This window comes from Nitrosovibrio sp. Nv4 (assembly GCF_900215485.1).
In the GTDB taxonomy this organism is placed as follows: domain Bacteria; phylum Pseudomonadota; class Gammaproteobacteria; order Burkholderiales; family Nitrosomonadaceae; genus Nitrosospira.
Map to the genome: position 1 here is coordinate 1193777 of NZ_OCMZ01000002.1, position 20619 is coordinate 1214395.

Annotated in this window: 19 protein-coding genes; 4 read left to right on the forward strand and 15 right to left on the reverse strand. The window is 52.5% G+C overall.

Going from position 1 to position 20619, the window contains the following annotated elements; genetic code table 11:
* Positions 1-2 precede the first annotated feature (2 nt).
* The 6 genes from CRO05_RS13780 to tsaB all read right to left on the reverse strand — a co-directional run bounded on the left by CRO05_RS13780 (position 3) and on the right by tsaB (position 4518).
* Positions 3-503 (reverse strand): TPM domain-containing protein, encoded by a 501-nt coding sequence (locus CRO05_RS13780; protein ID WP_097067698.1) that lies wholly within the window; start codon positions 501-503, stop codon positions 3-5.
* Positions 504-1409: a YgcG family protein gene (locus CRO05_RS13785; protein WP_339389726.1), complete on the reverse strand. Its 906-nt coding sequence runs from the start codon at positions 1407-1409 to the stop codon at positions 504-506.
* A gap of 332 nt (positions 1410-1741) precedes the next feature.
* Entirely contained in the window at positions 1742-2335 is a 594-nt protein-coding gene (locus CRO05_RS13790) for a LemA family protein (RefSeq protein WP_097067699.1), read from the reverse strand.
* 226 nt (positions 2336-2561) lie between these two features.
* Positions 2562-3392, reverse strand: coding sequence for a uracil-DNA glycosylase family protein (locus CRO05_RS13795; protein WP_097067700.1), 831 nt, complete (start codon positions 3390-3392; stop codon positions 2562-2564).
* The gene (gene rimI, locus CRO05_RS13800; RefSeq protein ID WP_097067701.1) at positions 3389-3850 is read right to left on the reverse strand and encodes a ribosomal protein S18-alanine N-acetyltransferase; all 462 of its coding nucleotides are present in this window, start codon (positions 3848-3850) and stop codon (positions 3389-3391) included. The genes CRO05_RS13795 and rimI overlap by 4 nt, the downstream gene beginning before the upstream one ends.
* Positions 3847-4518 (reverse strand): tRNA (adenosine(37)-N6)-threonylcarbamoyltransferase complex dimerization subunit type 1 TsaB, encoded by a 672-nt coding sequence (tsaB, locus tag CRO05_RS13805; RefSeq protein WP_097067702.1) that lies wholly within the window; start codon positions 4516-4518, stop codon positions 3847-3849. The genes rimI and tsaB overlap by 4 nt, the downstream gene beginning before the upstream one ends.
* A 138-nt stretch (positions 4519-4656) precedes the next feature.
* Here tsaB and CRO05_RS13810 point away from each other — a divergent pair, with 138 nt between their 5' ends.
* Complete coding sequence (locus tag CRO05_RS13810) at positions 4657-5097, forward strand: host attachment protein (protein ID WP_097067703.1); 441 nt, start codon at positions 4657-4659, stop codon at positions 5095-5097.
* Positions 5098-5115: 18 nt separating this feature from the next.
* Here CRO05_RS13810 and thpR read toward each other — a convergent pair whose 3' ends face one another.
* From thpR to ispD, 3 genes are all read right to left on the reverse strand, one after another.
* The gene (thpR, locus tag CRO05_RS13815; protein WP_097067704.1) at positions 5116-5685 is read right to left on the reverse strand and encodes an RNA 2',3'-cyclic phosphodiesterase; all 570 of its coding nucleotides are present in this window, start codon (positions 5683-5685) and stop codon (positions 5116-5118) included.
* A complete protein-coding gene (gene ispF, locus CRO05_RS13820) occupies positions 5675-6169 on the reverse strand; it encodes a 2-C-methyl-D-erythritol 2,4-cyclodiphosphate synthase (protein WP_097067705.1) in 495 nt (164 codons plus the stop codon). Before ispF ends, thpR begins: the two co-directional genes overlap by 11 nt.
* Positions 6170-6236: 67 nt before the next feature.
* The gene (ispD, locus tag CRO05_RS13825; RefSeq protein WP_097067706.1) at positions 6237-6932 is read right to left on the reverse strand and encodes a 2-C-methyl-D-erythritol 4-phosphate cytidylyltransferase; all 696 of its coding nucleotides are present in this window, start codon (positions 6930-6932) and stop codon (positions 6237-6239) included.
* A 545-nt stretch (positions 6933-7477) separates the two neighbouring features.
* On the opposite strand from ispD, the gene CRO05_RS13830 reads away from it, so the two are divergent.
* Together CRO05_RS13830 and CRO05_RS13835 are read left to right on the forward strand one after the other, a co-directional pair.
* Complete coding sequence (locus tag CRO05_RS13830) at positions 7478-10972, forward strand: TonB-dependent receptor domain-containing protein (RefSeq protein ID WP_097067707.1); 3495 nt, start codon at positions 7478-7480, stop codon at positions 10970-10972.
* A gap of 13 nt (positions 10973-10985) precedes the next feature.
* On the forward strand, positions 10986-11405 hold the full coding sequence (locus CRO05_RS13835; protein ID WP_097067708.1) for a hypothetical protein: 420 nt from the start codon (positions 10986-10988) through the stop codon (positions 11403-11405).
* 511 nt (positions 11406-11916) lie between these two features.
* Here the strand turns inward: CRO05_RS13835 and CRO05_RS13840 are convergent.
* The 6 genes from CRO05_RS13840 to CRO05_RS13865 all read right to left on the reverse strand — a co-directional run bounded on the left by CRO05_RS13840 (position 11917) and on the right by CRO05_RS13865 (position 19177).
* A complete protein-coding gene (locus CRO05_RS13840; protein WP_097067709.1) occupies positions 11917-14220 on the reverse strand; it encodes a toll/interleukin-1 receptor domain-containing protein in 2304 nt (767 codons plus the stop codon).
* Between the two features lie 330 nt (positions 14221-14550).
* Positions 14551-15306, reverse strand: a complete 756-nt coding sequence (zapD, locus tag CRO05_RS13845) for a cell division protein ZapD (protein WP_097067710.1) — start codon at positions 15304-15306, stop codon at positions 14551-14553.
* A gap of 114 nt (positions 15307-15420) precedes the next feature.
* Positions 15421-16026, reverse strand: a complete 606-nt coding sequence (gene coaE / locus CRO05_RS13850; RefSeq protein WP_097067711.1) for a dephospho-CoA kinase — start codon at positions 16024-16026, stop codon at positions 15421-15423.
* On the reverse strand, positions 16023-16892 hold the full coding sequence (locus CRO05_RS13855; protein ID WP_097067712.1) for an A24 family peptidase: 870 nt from the start codon (positions 16890-16892) through the stop codon (positions 16023-16025). The genes coaE and CRO05_RS13855 overlap by 4 nt, the downstream gene beginning before the upstream one ends.
* Positions 16893-16911: 19 nt before the next feature.
* On the reverse strand, positions 16912-18210 hold the full coding sequence (locus CRO05_RS13860; protein ID WP_181319777.1) for an HlyC/CorC family transporter: 1299 nt from the start codon (positions 18208-18210) through the stop codon (positions 16912-16914).
* Positions 18211-18346: 136 nt separating this feature from the next.
* A complete protein-coding gene (locus tag CRO05_RS13865; RefSeq protein ID WP_097067714.1) occupies positions 18347-19177 on the reverse strand; it encodes an inner membrane protein YpjD in 831 nt (276 codons plus the stop codon).
* A 65-nt stretch (positions 19178-19242) separates the two neighbouring features.
* Between CRO05_RS13865 and ffh the strand changes: the two genes are divergently transcribed.
* Positions 19243-20592 carry a signal recognition particle protein gene (gene ffh / locus CRO05_RS13870; RefSeq protein WP_097067715.1) on the forward strand — a complete coding sequence of 450 codons (1350 nt, stop codon included), beginning with the start codon at positions 19243-19245 and terminating at the stop codon, positions 20590-20592.
* Positions 20593-20619: the final 27 nt, after the last annotated feature.

Consider the following 20619-nt stretch of genomic DNA (forward strand, 5'->3'; position numbering starts at 1 on the left):
TGCTACAGGATAACCGGCCTGTCGGGCAGTTCATTTTGCCCGCCTTCCCGCTCTGCTGGAAAATGCTCTCGCAAGTGATCGCCGATAGCCTGGATTCCCGCAATTACTCCTGCTTCGAACTGTCCCCGACGAAAAGCACCTTCCATTTCGCGGCATATTTTTTCCCAATTGCCGCCACCGACCCTGACGTCGATTCCCCGGTCGGCAACAATTTCAACGTCATGATCGGCCAGCAGCAAATAAATCAGCACGCCGTTATTATGTTCAGTGTCCCAGACCTTGAGTTGGGCAAACGCCTCTATCGCCCGCTCGCGTGCCGGCTGGTTTGCAAGCAGAGGCAGCATGTTCAGGGCTGGCTCCACGGCAAAACGGATCTCTCCGTCATGACTGATTTCAGACTGTTTGATAGCTTGTTCGATTGCGATCAGGGCTGGACCGGGAAATAGTCGCCGCACTGCCAGAGGTCCGGTAAAAAGATGCCGCAGTATGCGTGACAAATTCATTTACCATCTCCCCGATGCGCCGCCACCGCCAAAGCCGCCACCACCCCCACGGAAACCCCCGCCCCCAAATCCGCCGCCTCCAAAACCGCCTCTGCCCCCCATGCCGCCAAAGCCGCCCGGCCAACCGCCGCGCCCTCCTCTGGAAATCCCTCCGCCTGGGTTGCCGAACAAGCTTATAAAAAACGCGCCAACCGCAACAACCAGGGCAACGATTATTGAAGAAAATACCAGCCAGCCTATGAAACCAGCCGCCGCGCTCATCAATGTGGCGCCTATAAAACGTCCCACAAAGGACTGCAATATCCTGGCGATGATGATGAGTACGATAAAAACGAAAATAATATTATTCAGGAAAACATCCGCAGCCGCGCCGGTGCTGTCGCCACGCCTGATATTTCTGGTTTGAGGCGGCGGCAGCGGTTCACCTTCGATAACGCGCGCTATCCGCTCGATACCCGCATCGATGCCGCCCGTAAAGTTTCCCTGTCTGAGTTCGGGAATGATTATCTCTTCGGTTATGCGCTTTGCAATAGCATCAGGCAGCACGCCTTCCAGACCATAACCCACTTCGATGCGCATTGTTCTGTCCTGCTTTGCAATCAGCAACAGGATTCCGTCGTCGACACCCTTGCGTCCCAGCTTCCAGGCCTCGGCAACACGAATGGAATATTGCTCGATGGTTTCAGGCTGGGTGGTGGGAACGATCAATACCGCAATCTGGCTGCCTTTCCTGGCTTCAAACACCGCCAGTTTCCGCTCCAGTTGCTCAGTCTCATTCGCGGACAGCGTACCGGTTAGATCAGTGACAGGGGACTTGAGGGGCGGAATCGCCACATCCGCGATCGATAAGGAGGCGGAAAAAAGCAGGGCAATGAATACAAGAGCTTTTCTCCCAGCTTGCATCATAAATAAATGTACCTATGAACCATTCCAGTTTGACGGCTATATAACCTGGGTAGCTGGGTAGGATGGGTGGAGCGCAGCGTAACCCATCAAAACATACGACACATTAAACCAGGACCAAGAACCAGCGCGATTGCAGTTTGGTGAGATGTGGGAATAACCAAACGATGGTTGCGCTCGTTTCATCCATCCTACTGAAAAACGCACAGCCGCATATAAAAATAAAAGCTGACGTGCGGTTTAGATTCCTTGGTCAGCCTAGGCGTAATCGTTAGCGAGATACTCAGCTACTACCGCTTGTCTTCGAACAAATTTTTGGAACGACCGTTTTCCCGCTATGGTTTGCTGAAATCCACTTTGGGGGCAGTGGAAATTGCTTTCTCGTCTTCAACGGTGAGGCTAGGTTTCACCTGGAAGCCGAATACCATTGCCGTGAGATTGCTGGGGAACGAGCGCACCACGACGTTATATTCCTGAACTGCCTTGATATAACGGTTCCGGGCAACGGTGATACGATTCTCCGTACCTTCCAGTTGTGCCTGTAGATCGCGAAAATTAGCGTCCGATTTCAGTTGGGGGTAATTCTCGGCCACCACAAGCAAGCGCGACAAGGCACTCGACAATTCTCCCTGGGCACGTTGAAATTTTTCGAGCGCCTCCGGGTCGTTGATGAGCTCTGGTGTGGCCTGAATGCTTCCAACCCTGGAGCGGGCATTGGTCACTCCCATCAGCACTTCCTTTTCCTGCGCGGCGAAACCTTTTACGACGTTGACCAGGTTAGGAACCAGGTCGGCGCGACGCTGATACTGATTCAGGACTTCTGCCCAGCTCGCTTTAATCTGTTCATCCGTCGACTGTAAGGTATTGTAGCCACAGCCACTCAAGGTAAGGACAAGAAACAACGTCAGCGTCCGCATCAGGTTATGCATGAAATTCTTCCTGGAATAAAGTGTTGCCTCACATGGATGAGAAATGGGGGCTGATTATCCGATTGCAAGGACCTGAAGGAGCAATCCATGGCGCATCCATTGATCAAGCAGGTGGCAGAATCGAGATGATCAATAGGCACGGCGTAGATCGTAGCTTAGTCTACGATGCCAGGGAATGCAAAGCGCCGAGCGCTGATTTTGGGGTAACGCAAGGGATGATAAGAACTTATCCGGAAGTTCTCAAAGCCTCCATTGTGCTTCTGGCAAAGCATAAATCTTCCCACGCCTTCGCCTTGGCAGGCAGCGTGCGCAGCAGATAGGCCGGATGATAGGTGACAATAACAGGGATGCCGGAATGCCGGTGCAATCTGCCTCGAAGACTGCCTAGACTGGCATCTGTGTGCAGAAGATTCTGTACGGCTGTCTTCCCCAATGCAATAATAAGTTTAGGCCTGATCAGCTCGATTTGCCGCGCAAGGTATGGCTCGCAGCACTGTGCCTCATCGGGACGGGGTTCCCGGTTGCCGGGCGGGCGACATTTTACGATATTGGTGATAAAAACATTGCGGCCGCGCTTAAGATCAATTGCCGTCAACATGTTGTCCAACAGTTTTCCAGCCTGTCCGACAAAGGGCTCCCCAGTGGCATCCTCTTGCGCACCCGGCCCTTCGCCTATATACAGCCAGTCCGCGTTTTGATCACCCACGCCAAATACCGTCCGAGTGCGAGAGTGACATAACCGGCATGCGATGCAACCCGCTACACTCGTCTCAAGTTCTTCCCAGCCCATCTGCAGAATTTTCGAACGCCGGTCTTCCAGTGCACTCACTGCACCGACAGAGGAGTCGCTGCAAACTTGCTCCCCGGACTCAGCCTTCATAGCAGAAGCGGCAGGAGGCGGTGGGGGCAGTGGCGCCGCTTGGCGCTCCTGGGACAGTTCGGGCGGCTGGGGCATACTGGCCGGTCTAGCCGGTCTGACATGCCACAAAGGCGTCAAACCCAGCTCTTTAAGTATTTCCCTGCGTCTGCCATTCCGCGCATTCCCGCCACCGGTCATAAAACCAACTCCATCACCAAGGAATCCTCGCGACCTCCCATCGCAGGATAGTAATCCCTGCGTCTGGCAATCTGCCTGAATCCGATGCGTTCGTATAGCCGGGCAGCTGCATGGTTGGATTCTCGTACATCCAGAAACATCGTCAGTGCGCGCTGCTCCCTGGCGATATGAATGAAACGCCGCAGCAATTTTTCACCCCAGCCCTTGTGCTGGGTGCTTGCAGCAATGCTGAGGGTTAGCAAATGGGCTTCTTCCGCTCCGATCGACATAACGCCATAGCCAAAAATATCACCATCCTGTTCTAATACCAGACAGTAATAGCCTGAATCGATAGAGTCAAAGAAATTTCCGCGTGTCCAGGGAAACAGGAAAACTTCCCGCTCTATGGCTACCACCGCATCCAGGTCTGCCTGAACCATTCGTCTGATTTGGGGCATATCCTGCAATTGGGCGCTCATCGCTCTTTCTCCTTCAGAGCTACTTTATTACGGATATAAAGCGGCGCAGCATCAGCAGCGTCGATACCCAGCCCCTCTGCGAGTCTGGGTGCAGCCAACTGAGCCATTGCACGCGCATTCGGCCGAAGACCGTTGATAATGTGACTGACGCACCCGCTGTAGTGGTTACGCAAGACGTCACTGTAGATATCAAAGCCACTGCCGCAGCCCGTCCAACTGGATCCCGGAACGCCCGGCGCATTGGAAGGTAAGCACAGGGTCGGTTCGCTTACCTCTTGCCATCCGTCCGCCGTTTTTTCATAGGCGGCGTGATAGACCTCCTTCATACGGGCATCAAGCGCTGCAATTACTCTATTTTCACCGGCCTCCTGTGCCAGCGCTTCCAAGGTGCATATACCCACCACCGGCAGGTCCGCGCCAAAAGCCAGACCTTGAGCTATGCCACATGCGATGCGCAAACCGGTAAAAGATCCAGGACCGGCACCGAAGGCGATACCATCAAGTTGCACCAGTGCCAGTCCGGTTTCGCCTAGCGCCCGCTTTACCATCGGCAAAATCAGCTCCGAATGCCCCTGTCCGGCAAGCACCTCCTGATCCAGTATTTCGCTATCCTGCAATACTGCGACCGAGCAGTATTCGGTAGATGTATCGAGAGCGAGAATTTTCAATGTAAAGTCGAACGAATATCAGGCATCATTATGATTCCAGGCAATCACTGGCGGCAGGAAACTTCTGCCGGGAATTCAATGTCCATTGTTGAGTAGCACCTACCTCGTTTTACTTTACCATTATCGCAGGGAGGAGTCATGAGCATCACGTGGATTCTCGTCGCAAACGCAAGCGCAGCATATCTTTACGCGAATTACGGACCAAAAAAAGGACTACAGAAAGTCAAGGAATTCAGACACGACGCCAGCAGGGAAAAACGGGTGGGCCTGGTCTCCGACCGTCCCGGCTCCAACAAAAGTAACGGCAATGGCCGCGGCGCCTATATACCGGCCACTGATCCAAAGCAACACGAGGCACACAATTTTGCCTGCAGGTTAGCGAGAGAACTGGAACAAGGACGCACAACCAACAGCTACCAGCGTTTGATCCTGGTTGTGTCAGCTCCGTTCATCGGTCTGATCAACAGCAGTTTGGGAAGCCACGTGCATAACCTCGTAAGCGATACTTTTGAAAAGGATTACACCAGGGCCAGTGAGAAAAATCTGACCAGACATCTGGAAAGCTGCATTTATCTTTAAGTACCTTGGAGTCAGGAGTCAGGAATCCAAAGACCAGCGGTCAACAGGTACATAAACCGATCCGTCGCTGGTCTGTTCAGATTTAACCAGCACCCATTCGCATGCCCGCCAGGCTATCGGTTCCGTCAATTCAGGCAAAGTCTGGCACGAAGCATCTCTCATCAACGTTATATGCGGTCTGTAAGCTCTCTGTTCCAATGAAAATCCGGCATGGGACAGCCCATCCTGTAAGGCGGTTACCAAACTCATAAGTTCTTGTGGGATTCTGCCGATTTCCCCATAAACGATGCCTTTGTGTTTCCAGTAGCATATTTTTTCCACAACTAGATCGAAAGCACGCGCTCCGGAATCCCTGATTTCCTTGGCCACCCGGCATAGGATTTCCAACTTGTCGATCTCCACTTCTCCCACAAACACTAGCGTTAGATGAATGTTTTCCGCTTTCGTTTTTCGTCCGCCGCAGAGCGCTTCCAATTGCAACCGCTTTACGAGCCCGCCCAACTGCCTTTGGGCGTTGCTGTCCGGCCATATCGCAAAAAAAACCCGAGCTGTTCGTCGCCCGATTTCAGTGCTGTCTTTAGTCCGCATCGTCCATTCGCGTGATCAGGCAGACCGCCTCCGCCTCTATTCCTTCACCCCTGCCAACGGGACCAAGACGTTCGGCGGTCTTTGCCTTGACATTGACATCCCCCGCCCTCATTCGAAGATCCTGCGTGATGTTGATAACCATGGCGGGAATGTGCGGCGACATTTTAGGCGCCTGCGCTATGATGGTAGCATCTATATTCACCACCCTGTAATGATGCTCCGCCAGCAGGCGATAAACATTATGCAGCAATACGCGACTGTCGATATTCTTGTACCGCGGGTCTGTATCGGAAAAATGCCTGCCAATGTCGCCCAACGCCGCCGCTCCCAGGAGAGCATCACATATTGCGTGCAATAACACGTCCGCATCGGAATGTCCGAGGAGGCCTTTGTCATAAGGAATGGTTACCCCGCCGATGACAAGTTTGCGGCCTTCCACCAATTGATGTACATCAAAGCCTTGCCCAATTCTGTAATTACTCACATTTCCTCTCTCAACTCTGCTTGCAGCCAGTCTATAACCCGCCGCTGCGCCTGCGGTGCGTTACCATTTAGAGATTTCTCAGTATCAGTTCCGCCAAAACCAGATCCTGCGGATAAGTAACTTTCAGGTTACGTGCGTCGCTCAGAACGAGCTTGGGGCGGAGCCCAAGCGCCTCAATTGCACCCGCATCGTCCGTCATGGCGACGCCGCCGCTCATGCTCAATGCTTCCATAAGCAACTTGTAACGAAACATCTGCGGCGTTTGCGCCTGCCATAAATTTTCCCTGGATTCTGTACGTTCAACCCGGCTGCCGGTATCACTGCGCTTCAATGTGTCCGCCACTGGAACTGCGAGTAATCCGCCCACCTCGTCGTCAGCCAACTCTTCCATCAACTTGTCGAGCTGCGCTTTCCCCAAACAGGGACGCGCGGCATCATGCACCAACATCCAATCGTCATCCCTGACGGACGAGGCTTCCCGCGCGGCCTTCAGGCCATTGAGCACGCTCTCCGCGCGGGTTGCGCCACCGCATTCAAGCACGACGAGCTTGCCCGAGAATTCCGACCAGTCATGCCGCGCCCACTCGCCATCGCCTGATGCAAGCACAACGAACACACAACTGATCCGGGGAGAACTGCACAGCGTCCTTAACGTATGGTAAATCATTGGCTTCCCGGCTAATGACAAAAATTGCTTGGGAAGTTCGTCTCCCATGCGTGAACCGGAACCGGCAGCAGGAATTAGCGCAAAAAAATTTACCATCGAGTGGATAACGTTGGGTTGATCTAATGGATTTGATGAAAGGTAAGATACTGAGTTGAATAAGTTTTAGTCAAGCAGAAACGGATCGGCTTGGATCAGTTACATGCGGAATGTAGAAGAGGCGGGCTACAAAAAAAACTATCGAATATGTGCGGTGACGCACCGAATGTCCTGCCCAGAGAAAACATTATAACCAAAAAATTATGCGCGGCCAGAAACTGCGCATGACTCATTGCCAACTGCTAATCGAGAGACGTCCGATTCAGACTCAGACTCTAGGGGAAATGTTTCTCATCCAGACCGTATTTTGGTTGCCATAGTCGAATAAATTAGAAAGATTCTGGCCCGGAATTATACGATGTGCATCTAGCGCTTCAAGACTGTATTTCAAGTACATGAGGGCCAGGCAAACAGGGCGCCAAGGCTGAACTTTTTAATATTAGCAAATTGGCTGTTTATCTTTTTTACTGACTCCATAACTGCTACACAAAAACGGATTTCCTGACATACAACAAGAATTCGCTTCACTATTTGCCAGGGGAAGGATGAAATCGTATTGGAACAGTTGTCAGAAATCCGAACGCTTCTGGAGTGCCGGGGTAGCAGTCTTATGGGCCACTGTTGTTGCTCTATTAAATTCCGCGCTCGATGTTCACGCCGCAGAACTCTGCACACCGGCCATTGCGATGATGGTTTCTGTGCAAGGAGCAGTAGAACTGCGCCGTGTCAGGGAAACTGACTGGCAACCAGCGAAGTTGAATGCCGCGCTTTGCCCTGGCGATACGGTTCGTGTTCGCGAGCGCAGCCGAGCGGCCCTGCGGCTTAGTAACGAGAGCACCCTCCGGCTCGATCAGAAGACTGTCCTCACCCTCGCCGCATCAGGACAGGACAGGACTGCGCTGGTGGAATTGCTCACGGGCTCGCTTTACGTCATCACCCGTACACCCAAGCCGTTCAGGGTGAGAACACCGGTTCTCGTCGCAAATGTTGAAGGAACCGAATTCTTCATCGGCACCGATCAGGACAGCGCCAGGCTCGTGATCTACGAGGGCAAGGTATCCGCCAGCAACGAGCAGGGGAGCATTAGTCTGGTCAGCAACGAAGCGGCGACTATTGCCAGGGATCAGCCCCCGAGAAAGGAAGAGGTTGTCCGTCCCACCGACGCGGTTCAATGGGCACTGTATTACCCAACTATTATCGGCTATCGGCTGGATGAGAAGCTAGCTGATGAACCAGCGGCGCCAATGTTAAGTACATCTATTGATCTGTATCGACAAGGCCGGCTGCCCGAAGCGCTGGCGGCGCTCGACGGTGTGCCTCAGGGCGAGCGTTCTCCGCGCTTTTTGACGTATCGCGCAGGTCTTTTACTCTCAGTCGGGCGGGTCGAGCAAGCCAGAGCAGATATCGAGCAAGCGCTCAAATTGGAACCCGGCAACAGCGACGCCTATGCATTACAAGCAATCATTGCCGTCGTCCAAAACGATAAGGAACAGGCCCTCGCTCTGGCGACAAAAGCTGTCGAGCTGGATGAAGCCTCATCCACCGCAAGGCTGGCGCTTTCCTATGCGCAGCAGGCTCACTTCCAGATCGAGGCAGCGCTTGAGAGCGCCCAAAAAGCGACGGAGTTTGATCCACAGAATGCGCTCATCTGGGCGCGTTTGGCTGAATTGCATATGTCCACTGGCTATCTGGATCGTGCCTTGGAAGCAGCCCAACGTGCAGTCGATCTGAACCCCAATCTCTCAAAGACACAGACGGTACTGGGATTTGCCCATCTGACCCAAATCGATACCGGGGCAGCAAAGTCTGCCTTTACTAAAGCCATCGAACTCGATCAGGCCGACCCCATGCCGAGACTCGGCATGGGCCTTGCGAAGATACGCGAAGGGGATCTGGAAGCAGGACGCATTGAACTGGAGATCGCAACAAGTCTCGATCCGCTGAACTCGCTGATCCGCAGCTATCTGGGTAAAGCGTATTTTGAGGAGAAGCGTTACAACCTTGCTGAGGCGCAGTTCGATCTGGCCAAGGCGCTCGATCCGAACGATCCCACTCCCTGGTTTTATGACGCAATCCAGAAGCAGACGCAGAATCGACCGGTAGAGGCGCTATGGGATTTACAAAAATCCATCAAACTCAATGACAACCGGGCCGTGTATCGCTCAAAGCTGCTGCTGGATCGGGATCAGGCGGCACGTGGCTCCAGCCTGGCGCGAATATACGACAATTTGGGGTTCGAGAAGCGCGCACTCATGGAAACCGCAAAATCCTTGAGCCTAGATCCCGCCAGTCACTCATCGCATCGCTTTCTTTCGGACGCATACGCCGACATACCAAGGCACGATATCGCGCGTGTAAGCGAACTGCTTCAAGCTCAGCTTCTGCAACCGATCAACGTCAACCCAGTCCAACCTCGCCTGGCTGTGGCTGATCTCAACGTCATCACGACCACCGGTCCCGCAGTGGCGGGTTTTAACGAATTCGCGCCACTGGTGGAGCGTAACAAGCCCCAACTCGTGGCTTCCGGAATCTTTGGCAGTAACAACACGATAGGAGACGAAGCCGTGCTCACGGCACTCTATGGCCGCGCTTCGGTCAGCGTCGGACAGTTTCACTATAACACTGACGGATTTCGTCCAAACAATGACCAAAAACATAACGTCTACAATGCATTTATTCAGTATGCGGTGACGCCCAGGTTCAACGTACAGGCAGAGGTGCGCACGCGTGAGACTGAGCACGGAGATCTATTGCAAGATTTCGACCTCGATACCTTTAGTGAGCAAAGTCGACGAAAACTGCAACAGGATTGGGTACGGATAGGAGCGAGATACTCATTATCACCGAAGCAGGATTTTATCGTTTCGGGAATCTACACTGACCGAAAAGAGGATTTATTGTCTCCCGTCGCGCCCACCATAACCTTCGGCTCACCATTTGTTACCGATGGAAGGAGAGACCGCGGATATCAAGCAGAGGTTCAGTACTTGCTCCGGGAAGACCGATTCAATGTGACTGCTGGGGGCGGCACTTATCGATTCGATGTAGAGAGGGAACAAAACCTGGATTTTGGAAATCCGCCCTGCTTCCCCGGCGTCATTTGTAATCTCATACGGCCGGATGTTGGGAGCAAGCGCGACAATGCTTATATCTATACAAACCTCAATCTTCCTAAAAATATAAATGCGACACTTGGCCTAAGTTACGACTCCTTTAAATATGACATTGACAGAGAGGATTTTCGGAGATTAGGCATTCCAATTGGGGCAGGGGATGATAAAAGTTTCAGTTTTCATAAAGTAAGTCCAAAAATCGGCCTACAGTGGAATATTACCGACGATCTACGTCTGAGACTTGCCTGGTTCGAAACGATCAAGCCGGCGCTGGTTGCCAATCAGACCCTTGAGCCAACTCAAGTGGCCGGTTTTAATCAGATGTTTGATGATGTTAATGGAACCAGAGCTCGACGAATGGGACTGGGCTTGGATGCTCGTATTGCAAATAAGTTATACGGGGGCTTTGAAGTATCGGCACGCGATCTTGACGTTCCGTTGTTGCGAGAGTATTTGTCTTTACGCAGAATTGTGAAGCAAAAAGAGAAGCTCTACCGCACCTATCTTTATTGGTTACCTCACCCATATTGGGCGATCAGGGGTGAACTCCGATTTGAGAAATTTTCTCAACATCCCGACAGCGCCGGAAGCAACCCTTATCGAATGGAAACATTAAGCGTGCCTGTTAGTCTGAATTATTTCGACCCCTCCGGAGTATTTGCAAAACTCACAACGTCCTATGTCCGGCAAGAAGTGGCGCGCTTGGCTTCTACAAATGCTGGAGTTGACGGCTTCGTCTTACTCGATACGGCGATCGGCTATAGACTTCCTAAACGAAGAGGTATTCTCAGCTTGGAAGGCAGAAATCTTTTAAACGAAGATTTTTTTTATAGAAATATAAACTTACAACAATCTGAGCAACAATTTTACAACCTACGTTATTCCCCTGACCGCACCTTTTTTTTACGACTGACTTTGAACTTTTAAGGAGATTAAGAAAATGGACAAAAAACAGGAAACAACCCTACCTGTTGACAAGATTCCCGGTAAGGCATTTACAGGAGAATTCACGCTAAATGATATTGAGACGCTGGGCGTAACAGACATATTAGTAATTGTTACGGACAAACAATACCAAAAGCATATCCTCACAACCCCAGAGCCAATAAAAACAGAGGAATGTGCACCGGGCGAAGGAGTACAACGTACGTTTAATTTAGTCGAGAAGTCGATAGAAAACGGGCAGCCACTACCAGGTAAACGAAATAAACCATACGAATTATGTCCCGACAAAAATTGTTTATGGTTGGTACAATCTGAAAAAAATCAAGGCGGCGATTGGATAGAAAAAATAAGGATATGTATAGCGTATCCAGGTGTAACGCCGGCGTGTCCGCTCATGATGATAGTCGCTCAGTGAGGGCGCAATAACGATCGGATGCTGGTGGTTAAGTCTGGTGACTGAAAGTCGGGGAAAGTAAAAGATTTCGGAGTAAACGATTATGTATCGGTAATGGGAAAACCTCAGAAAGGAGTTAAATGGGGAGCCTATACAATTCTTTTGAACTGATCTACAGCCTGCTGTGCGATTACTAAAGAGCCTGGAGACTTGCCAAGCGGGTACGCGTGCATGAAGCGGGGAGACTTCGCCACGCCTGAAGTGAGCTTGTAATCAACATTGGGGCAACAACTGCAACGGGAGAAGCCGGAACACATCGAAACGAAGAATTCGGCAGACGCCGATTCAGATTTCTTGTGACCGACACCTCGCATCTGAATCGCCTCTAATTCCGCGCGTCAGATTGGGAAAGGGCTTTGACAATAAAATCCTGTTATTTTTATGCATGCGTGGATTCAAAGTAATGTGGGAGAAATGCGGTACAGAGGTATAGTGCGAAGGCCCGCGGTATAAAAAAGCACACGTTGCCGCTCTACTTCTTCGCGTTACCGTCACCATTGGCTTGTGCGTGCTTCTTCCGAATCACCTCCCCACGGGCGTGTAGCGATGCCGCTTCTTTAGCGCGCCCCATTTTACTGAGCAAGTCGGCATAAGCTTCCAGTGCGTTCGCCACATCCGGATGGTCGGGGCCAAGGGTTTTTTCCCATATCTTCAGTGAGCGTTGGAACAATGGCTCGGCCTTGGCGTATTGTTGTTGATTATAGTAAAGGGCCGCCAGATTGTTGAGGCTAACTGCAACGTGGGGATGGTCGGGGCCGAGAGTTTTTTCCCAAATCTTCAGCGACCGCCGATACAAGGGTTCGGCCTTGGCATATTGACCCTGCTCCTGGTAGAGTTCGGCCAGATTGTTGAGGTTGGCTGCCACATGAGGATGATCAGGACCGAGGGCCTTTTCCAGGATTTTCAAAGAGCGCTGATACAACGGCTCGGCCATGGCGTAATGGCCTTGGGCATAGTGAAGAGTGGCGAGGTTGTTGAGGCTTGCCGCTACATCAGGATGATCGGGGCCAAGGGCCTTCTCGCGAATCTTAAGCGCGCGCAGATACAAGGGCTCGGCCTTTGCGTATTCGCCGAGAGTATAGTAGAACCCGCCCATGTTGCTGAGGTTCGTCGCCACATGAGGATGGTCCGGTCCCAGCGTCTTTTCAAAAATCTTAAGTGAACCCAGAAACAACGGTTCGGCCTTGGCATATTGGCCCAAGGCATAGTAGAGCTTCGCCAGATTGTTGAGCCGCACCGCCACATGGGGATGGTTGGGACCGTAGGTTTTTTCCCCAATTTTCAATGATCGCTGATACAAGGGCTCGGCCTTGGCGTATTCCCCCTGTGTGTAGTAGAGGGTTGCGAGGTTGTTCAGACACACCGCTACATCGGGGTGGTCCGGACCGTGGGCCTTTACCATGATGTCCAATGACCGTTGAAGCAGGGGCTCGGCCTTGGCATATAGGCCCAGGTCGTGATAGAGCCCTGCCAGGTTGTTGAGGCTCACTCCCACATCGGGATGGCCGGGGCCGAGCGACTTTTCTCGAATAGTGAGGGCTTTTTGATAGGATGTAAGCGCTTCGGAATAGCGCCCCATTTCATGGTTGATCTTCCCCGCTTTGTTGACGTAGTCGGCATTCTCCGGCTGAAGGCGCGCGGCTTCCAGGTAATATTTCCGCGCCCTGATGTAGTCGATCCTGCCCAAAGCCAGTTCGCCCAGCTGAAACGCAGCTTCAGCGGCGCGCTTGGTATCCGTTCCCAACGCTTGCTCGAATAACTGCTCGGCCTTTGCCGTATCCCCCTTGAAGAGCGACTCACGCGCTTGTCCAAGAACCGATTCCGGAACGTTAGGCGCTATATCCTGCAAGCTTTTGCCGGCGCTCGCGATCGTTGCGTTGTATCTCGTGCTGGCTTCTTCAGGAGCCTGCAGATCGGCTTCCGCTTTCTTGATCTTGAGCTCGAGCTCAGCAATCTTCTCCTGGTCCGCCTGTCTTTCCTTCGCGAATTCCCTGGTAAGCTCTGCAATCGCTTCTTCTTTGAGCTTGCGGCGCCATTCCTCAAACTCCGGAAGGGACAGACCGATCTTTATGTCGCGCCCAGCAGTGATGTTTACATCGCGCCCCGCGGCAATGCCTCCACCTGACGCGGTGACAGTCGGGCCGGTAGCGGGCGCAGGTTCCTTATCGGAAAAATGGGTGTAAAGCGTCCACACCCCGCCAACCAGGACCGCAATACCGCTGCCGATAAACTTCCAGGTGCGTTGGTGAGTTCTGTTGCTTATTACAGCCCACGCCCCTTGAGGTGCTGTCGGGGGGGTTTCATTTAGCTTGGCCGTCACGCCAGCCTTTTCTATTGCCTCGATCACGCGGCCCGCGTCGTAATCAAAACGGGATTCGCTGATCTCGATCGCGTTTCGGCCAACAAGTGCGGCGATATCTTCCGGCAGTTGCTCAGGCTTGGGAATCTCCGCCCCCGCTATCAGCGTGGGGATAATAAGTTTCTTTTGATTGAGCGCCTCACGAATCTCTATCCTGACGGCATCCTTTGGGTCATCAAGTCTTCGTTGCCCAGCGGCATTCCTGATATCGACCCAACTTTTACCGATGACCGCAACCACTACATTACATTGGGAAATACGCTCTTCGATCACCTTCGCAAACTCGGCGCCTGCCGCAATGGCATCCAGATCGCGGAAGACCTGTTCTTTGCCGAAGTGATGGGCTAAACGATCATATAGCCGCCCTGCGGAAGCAGCACTGTCGTCCCGCCGATAACTGATGAAAATGCTCGTCATTACCCTCCCAAGGATCGACGGAGATCGATTTCAGGCAGCTCAACGGGCTCTGAATACGGAAGCGCGACCATAGTGACTACGAACAGCACGAGTATCCGATCACTTACTCTCACCCGGATCCGAGCCCGCATGTTCGTCTGTATGCCCAATTCATCCCTTCCCTTCTGTCGTGATGTGCTGAAGAACCGCCTTATACTCTTGGTTGCTTGTTTAGCTACCTATGAAATACCCATTGTCATGATAGTACCTGCCACTGGAAAAAACAAAAAACCCCGCAATAGCGGGGCATTAGAGCAGTTGCCGATTCTGCATGAATCGACCTGAAGCCTCTTATAGCGTACAGAAAGTCAATTCAAACTCTACATCTTCTTCATAAGCTTTGGTTTTTTGTCTCGAACTCGAAATGACGAAACGAATGTTGAGCGCATATTTATTGGCGCTGATTTCGGGCACGCAAGGCCGGCTATCATCGACCTTCAAGCATAGCATGTGCGCGACTCGTCCCGGCCCCATCTGCTGGAAAACACCACGCCGAGCGGTATGCCGGAATGTTTTTCCGCTGTTCCGCAACAGGTGTAAAACAATGCTGAAACCCCTTTCGATAGGCAACAGCGGCTCAAGCCACTCGTTGAGATCACTGCGGCGGACCGCAGGATCCAGATGCAGCCAATAATGATAAGACGGCAAGTCAAATTCACATGCGCCCCCCGGTATCCCGGCCCGTTGTTTGATGCTCATCAGCCACTCGTTCTCACGCATGAGTTCCCCGATTTTCCCCGGCATACTCAACATGCTCTGAGAAGCGATCTGGATATTACTCAACACCTGGTTCAACGCGCCTTCCGAAATTTTTGGACTTCCGCGCAGTAATTCCAATGCCTGTTTCTGCCGCTCCAGTTCCTGCAGCAAATCGGACTTCATGTCCGCGCGACCCGTTACATCGAGGATTTCAAATAACGTGACAAGCGCGGAGTGATGCTCAAAAGCGTCTTCTCTTGCTGAGAAGAAAGCGACCTTGTCAAATAAGTCCTCAAGCCGCAGCAAGGTGCGAATGCGTTCATTAAGAGGGTGTTCGTAGCAAATCACGATAGCAAATGGAGAACCGAGTCCAAAACAGGATAACTGGTGGTGATACTGCGCTATAAACCGTCATTTTACAATCAAACGGGTACGCAATAAATGCGAAGTGCCAATAAGCGACTAATTGCCGCCCCCCAACACGCGGTATTTCGCATGTAATACCCCTACTTGCCGCGCCAGATGTGGCAAATCTGCGTCGTTGACGATCACATCGTCCGCTTGTCGCAATCGTTCCTCACGCGAAAGCTGTGTGGCCATGATAGCGCGCACGGCCGATTCATCCAATCCGGTGCGGGCAGTGGCACGGGCAATCTGATCATGTTCGTCGCAATCCACCACCAGGATGCGGTGGATCAACTCGCGATACTGGCCGGTTTCCAGCAGCAGCGGAACAACTATTATTCCGTAGGGGGCGGAGAACAACGCGGCGCGATGCGACGCTTCATCGCGGATAAGGGGATGGAGAATCGTTTCAAGCTTGCGTCGTGCACCGCTGTCGGAAAATATCAGTCTGCGCATTTCTTTTCGATTCAAGGCGCCATCCGCCGTGATGAATTGATCGGTAAAAGTTTGTCGAATGGCATCAATCGCTGCCCCCTTTGGCTGGGTCAGTTCATGCGCAATCACATCGGTATCGACAATATCAATACCGAGGGCCGAGAAAAAGTTTGCAGCGCTGGTTTTGCCGCTGCCGATTCCTCCGGTTAAGCCGATTATCAAGGTCATCGGGCTAAAGCCAATGCGAAATATGCGCTGTTGATCTGATTTCCCCAGAACAACGCAAGCATGCCGCCACTGGCCAGATACGGCCCGAAGGGAATGGGAATATGGCGCCCGTGCTTTGCTATCAGGATCAGTCCGATTCCACTTATGGCGCCCACGACGGAAGAAAACACGATTACCAGCGGCAGCATTTGCCATCCGAACCAGGCTCCGATGACTGCAAGCAGTTTGAAGTCCCCGTGACCCATGCCTTCCTTGCCGGTGATGAGTTTGTAGGTCCGATATACCAGCCACAACACGAGATAACCAGCAACTGCGCCTATGACGGCGGATTGGATATCAGTGAAGCTATCGCCTAAATTGACCAATAATCCTGCCCATAAAAACGGTAAGGTAATATCATTGGGAAGCAGTTGAGTATCCAGGTCAATAAATGCCAGCGTGATCATCGCCCAGGCAAACGCCAAGGCGGCGAATGCTGCAAAACCATAGCCGAAATGCCATGCTATAAAACCGCTTATAAAGCCGGTCAATGCCTCGATAACGGGATAGCGCACGGAAATGGTTGCGCGGCATTGGGAGCAGCGACCCCTCAGAACCAGGTAACTTATTAATGGAATATTCTCGAGTGCGGTTATTCTATGCCCGCAATCGGGACAGGTGGAACGAGGCGCAACAATATTATATGGCGGCGGCGCCTCAACGGCTTCACCATGGAACTCCGCACATTGTTCCCGCCATTCTCGCTCCATCATTTTCGGCAGGCGGTAAATAACCACATTCAGAAAACTGCCCACTGCCAGGCCAATGATAGAACAGAAGAATATAAAAAAAGCTGCGGAATTCTGCAGCAGGTAAATAAATGACATCTAAACTCGGATATCAGAATTACTGCTCTGTATATTCACTCGTTGGCCTCTGCTCAATTTGTGTTGAAGTGGTGAAGATTCGTACAACTTTGACCACCCGATCCTGCGTCTGAATGATTTCCACCGGATAGCCGGCGATTTTAAGGCTGGTGCCTGCTTCAGGAATATCCTGAAAGTACTCCAGAACAAGGCCATTAAGGGTTTTTGGCCCACCCAGGGGCAGTTGCAGGCCAAATTTGCGGTTGAGATCGCGCAACAGGGTACTGCCTTCCACTATCAGGCTACCATCTTCCTGTTTCACGAATGTACCCGCTTGTGTAGGTGCGTGCGTTGTGAATTCACCGATAATTTCCTCGATGATATCCTCCAGTGCTACCAGTCCCATCCACTCACCGTATTCATCCACTATGAGTCCAACTCGCTCGCGGTTTTCCTGGAATAGTTGCAGCTGCGAAAACAAGGGTGTACCCGACGGAATAAAGTATGGTTCGCGCATGATTTTCTCAAGTATCGCCGCCGTCACCTCTCCGCTTCTCATCTGGTTCAGCACTTTACGCACATGAATGATACCGATCACGTTATCGAGTGTTCCCCTGTATACCGGCAGGCGGGTGTGATGGCACGTGAGCAACTGATTGTGGATGGTTTCATCGTCCTCCTCCAGATCTATGGCTTCAATCTGGCCGCGAGGCACCATGACATCGTCAACGGTGATGGTTTCGAGATCGAACAGGTTGAGCAACATGCTCTGGTGCTTTTTCCGAATGAAATGCCCCGCTTCCAGGACCAGCGTTTTGAGTTCTTCCATGCTGATTTTTTGTGCAGCGTTATCCGCCGCGGGCTTCAGGCGCAGAATAATAAGCAGCGCCTGTACAAACAGATTGACGAACCATACCACCGGATAAAAAAGCTTGAGTAATGGTGTCAACACATAACTCGAAGCCAGCGCGATAGGCTCCGCGTGGGCGGCCGCGATGACCTTGGGTGTAATTTCGCTGAAAATCAGAATGGCAAAAGTTACGGCCACCGTCCCAAAAAACAGGGCCAGATCGCTTTGACCGAAAGAAACGGAAACAATCACCGCCACCAGCGTCGCGGCAGCGGCATTCAGCAGATTATTACCTAGCAGGATTACGCCCAGAAGCCTGTCGGTATTCAATAGCAGCTGGGTGGTCAGGCGGGCGCCCCGATTTCCCTGTTTTGCAAGATGTTTCAACCGGTAACGGTTGATCGCCATCATGCTGGTTTCAGAAAGGGAAAAAAATGCAGATAGAATCAGCAGAGCGGCCAGCGCTATCAGCAGCACGTACAACGGCATGTCTTCCAAGAGAAGCGCCTTTTATGCAAGTAGAAAAAATTCAGGATCGGAAGACGGCGGCGTGCTTGCGATATGCTTCTGAATTGAACACGCTATCGCCTCAACCACATCCGTTTTCTGGCGCACAAATGTACCGCTAGCGCCGCAATATCACTTCCAGTACAAACTTGCTGCCGAGATAAGCCAACAGCAGAATGATGAATCCTGCCAGCGTCCAGCGGATGGCGATGCGTCCACGCCAGCCGTAGAGTTGCCTGCCCGCCAGCAGGGCGGCGAAAACGCCCCATGAAATGAAGCCGAACAGGGTCTTGTGAGTGAATTTTACCGGCTGGCCAAACACTTCCTCGGAGAAAACAACTCCGCTGATGAGCGTTAGCGTAAGCAACACGAATCCTACCCAGATGACACGGAAGAGTAATGTTTCCATCGCCAGCAGCGGAGGCAGATTAGTCAGCACCGAAGGCATGGCCGGATGATGGAGACGGCGCTCCACCACTGCCATGAGCAACGCGTGGAGCGCGGCAATGGTTAGCAGGCTGTATGCCAGCATCGCGATTGAAATATGTGCCTTGAACGCAGGAAACTCCGTATTGGCCAGAGGGTGCAGGGAAGGAAACGCCAGCGGAAGCAATACCGCCACGGCGGCCACGGGCGCAACCAGGATTTGCAAGCCTTCCAGGCGGTAGAAAAAGCCGGACAGCCAGTAAATCATGGCTGTGAGCCATACGATAGAGGAAACGGCGCTGCCCACGCCGAAGTTTAATCCCACGCCAGCGAATACGGACTCATAAAGCGTATAGCCGTGCAGCACCAGCGGAGCGAGAATGGCGTAACGTTCCCATCCCGCAGCCATAGTTGCGCCGCCGCCTGCGGTATTTGGGGGCGCGTTCCATCTGGTGCGCCAGAAGTGCCAACCGATCAGCGCATACAGCAGGAAAGCAACGAGATAGGCTAGAATACCGGACATGACATTGCAGATTAAAACGGAACGTCCGTTTAGTCTACACCAATTTTTCCCGAGAGGCATTTTGCATGTTCGACAATCTTACCAACCGTCTATCCGGGGTCATCAAGACCCTCCGAGGTGAAGCACGACTGACCGAAACGAATATACAGGAAGCGTTGCGCGAAGTGCGCATGGCGCTGCTGGAGGCCGATGTTGCCTTGCCAGTGGTTAAGGAATTTATCGCGCGCATCAAGGAAAAAGCTGTCGGCAAGGAAGTGATAGGCAGTCTTTCACCGGGGCAGGCACTGGTAGGGGTAGTGCATCAGGAACTGATTGCCCTTATGGGAGGGGAAAAAGCCGACATCAACCTGTCTACCGTGCCGCCAGCGGTCATCCTCATGGCAGGGTTGCAGGGAGCGGGCAAGACTACCAGTAGCGGCAAGCTGGCGAAGTGGTTGATGGAACAAAAAAAGAAAAAAGTGTTGCTTGTTTCCTGCGACACTTATCGCCCCGCGGCCATTCAGCAATTGGAACTGCTGGCCCGGCAAACGGGCGCGGAATTCTTTCCTGTTCAAGCAGGCCAACAGCCGAAAGAAATAGCTGCTGGCGCACTGAGCTTCGCGCGCAGGCACTTCCACGATGTAATGATTGTGGATACCGCCGGGCGATTGGCGATCGACGAAGCCATGATGGCGGAAATCCGCGAACTTGAAACGCTGTTGAATCCCATCGAAACGTTGTTCGTCGTGGACGCAATGCAGGGACAGGACGCTGTCAATACCGCCAAAGCGTTTGCCGAAGCCTTGCCATTGACCGGCGTAATTCTTACGAAACTCGATGGCGATGCCAGGGGAGGCGCGGCGCTGTCAGTACTTCACGTCACCGGCAAGCCGATAAAATTCGCGGGCGTAGCCGAAAAGCTGACTGGATTGGAAGCATTCCATCCAGACCGGATGGCTTCACGAATTCTCGGCATGGGCGACGTGCTGGGGTTGATCGAGGAAGCCCAGCGCGGCGTAGATCAGCACGAGGCCGAAAAACTTGCCAAAAAGATGAAATCGGGCAAAAGCTTCGATCTGGACGATTTCAAAATGCAATTTCAACAGATGAGAAACATGGGCGGCATGAGCGCGATGATGGACAAACTGCCCAGCCAATTGAGCCAGGCGGCGCAGAACGTAAAAATCGACGATAAAGTCATGGGCCGAACCGAAGGCATCATTAATGCCATGACGCCCCAGGAACGCGCCAAACCGGAAATCCTGAAAGCATCGCGCAAACGCCGTATCGCCGCTGGGGCGGGTGTCACTGTACAGGAGGTAAACCGCTTGCTGGCGCAATTCGAGCAAGCGCAGAAAATGATGAAGATGATGAGTAAGGGAGGGATGGCAAAAATGCTTCGAAGCATGAAAGGGATGCTTCCAGGCATGCGCTGAAGGGTCAGGAGGCGAGTAAGACGGGGG

Bases quoted from the DNA above. Each gene is read 5' to 3' on its own strand.
- CRO05_RS13780 (WP_097067698.1), bottom strand. From the start codon at position 503: ATGAATTTGTCACGCATACTGCGGCATCTTTTTACCGGACCTCTGGCA.
- CRO05_RS13785 (WP_339389726.1), bottom strand. From the start codon at position 1,409: ATGATGCAAGCTGGGAGAAAAGCTCTTGTATTCATTGCCCTGCTTTTT.
- CRO05_RS13790 (WP_097067699.1), bottom strand. From the start codon at position 2,335: ATGCATAACCTGATGCGGACGCTGACGTTGTTTCTTGTCCTTACCTTG.
- CRO05_RS13795 (WP_097067700.1), bottom strand. From the start codon at position 3,392: ATGACCGGTGGCGGGAATGCGCGGAATGGCAGACGCAGGGAAATACTT.
- rimI (WP_097067701.1), bottom strand. From the start codon at position 3,850: ATGAGCGCCCAATTGCAGGATATGCCCCAAATCAGACGAATGGTTCAG.
- CRO05_RS13810 (WP_097067703.1), top strand. From the start codon at position 4,657: ATGAGCATCACGTGGATTCTCGTCGCAAACGCAAGCGCAGCATATCTT.
- thpR (WP_097067704.1), bottom strand. From the start codon at position 5,685: ATGCGGACTAAAGACAGCACTGAAATCGGGCGACGAACAGCTCGGGTT.
- ispD (WP_097067706.1), bottom strand. From the start codon at position 6,932: ATGGTAAATTTTTTTGCGCTAATTCCTGCTGCCGGTTCCGGTTCACGC.
- CRO05_RS13830 (WP_097067707.1), top strand. From the start codon at position 7,478: ATGAAATCGTATTGGAACAGTTGTCAGAAATCCGAACGCTTCTGGAGT.
- CRO05_RS13835 (WP_097067708.1), top strand. From the start codon at position 10,986: ATGGACAAAAAACAGGAAACAACCCTACCTGTTGACAAGATTCCCGGT.
- CRO05_RS13840 (WP_097067709.1), bottom strand. From the start codon at position 14,220: ATGACGAGCATTTTCATCAGTTATCGGCGGGACGACAGTGCTGCTTCC.
- coaE (WP_097067711.1), bottom strand. From the start codon at position 16,026: ATGACCTTGATAATCGGCTTAACCGGAGGAATCGGCAGCGGCAAAACC.
- CRO05_RS13855 (WP_097067712.1), bottom strand. From the start codon at position 16,892: ATGTCATTTATTTACCTGCTGCAGAATTCCGCAGCTTTTTTTATATTC.
- CRO05_RS13860 (WP_181319777.1), bottom strand. From the start codon at position 18,210: ATGCCGTTGTACGTGCTGCTGATAGCGCTGGCCGCTCTGCTGATTCTA.
- CRO05_RS13865 (WP_097067714.1), bottom strand. From the start codon at position 19,177: ATGTCCGGTATTCTAGCCTATCTCGTTGCTTTCCTGCTGTATGCGCTG.
- ffh (WP_097067715.1), top strand. From the start codon at position 19,243: ATGTTCGACAATCTTACCAACCGTCTATCCGGGGTCATCAAGACCCTC.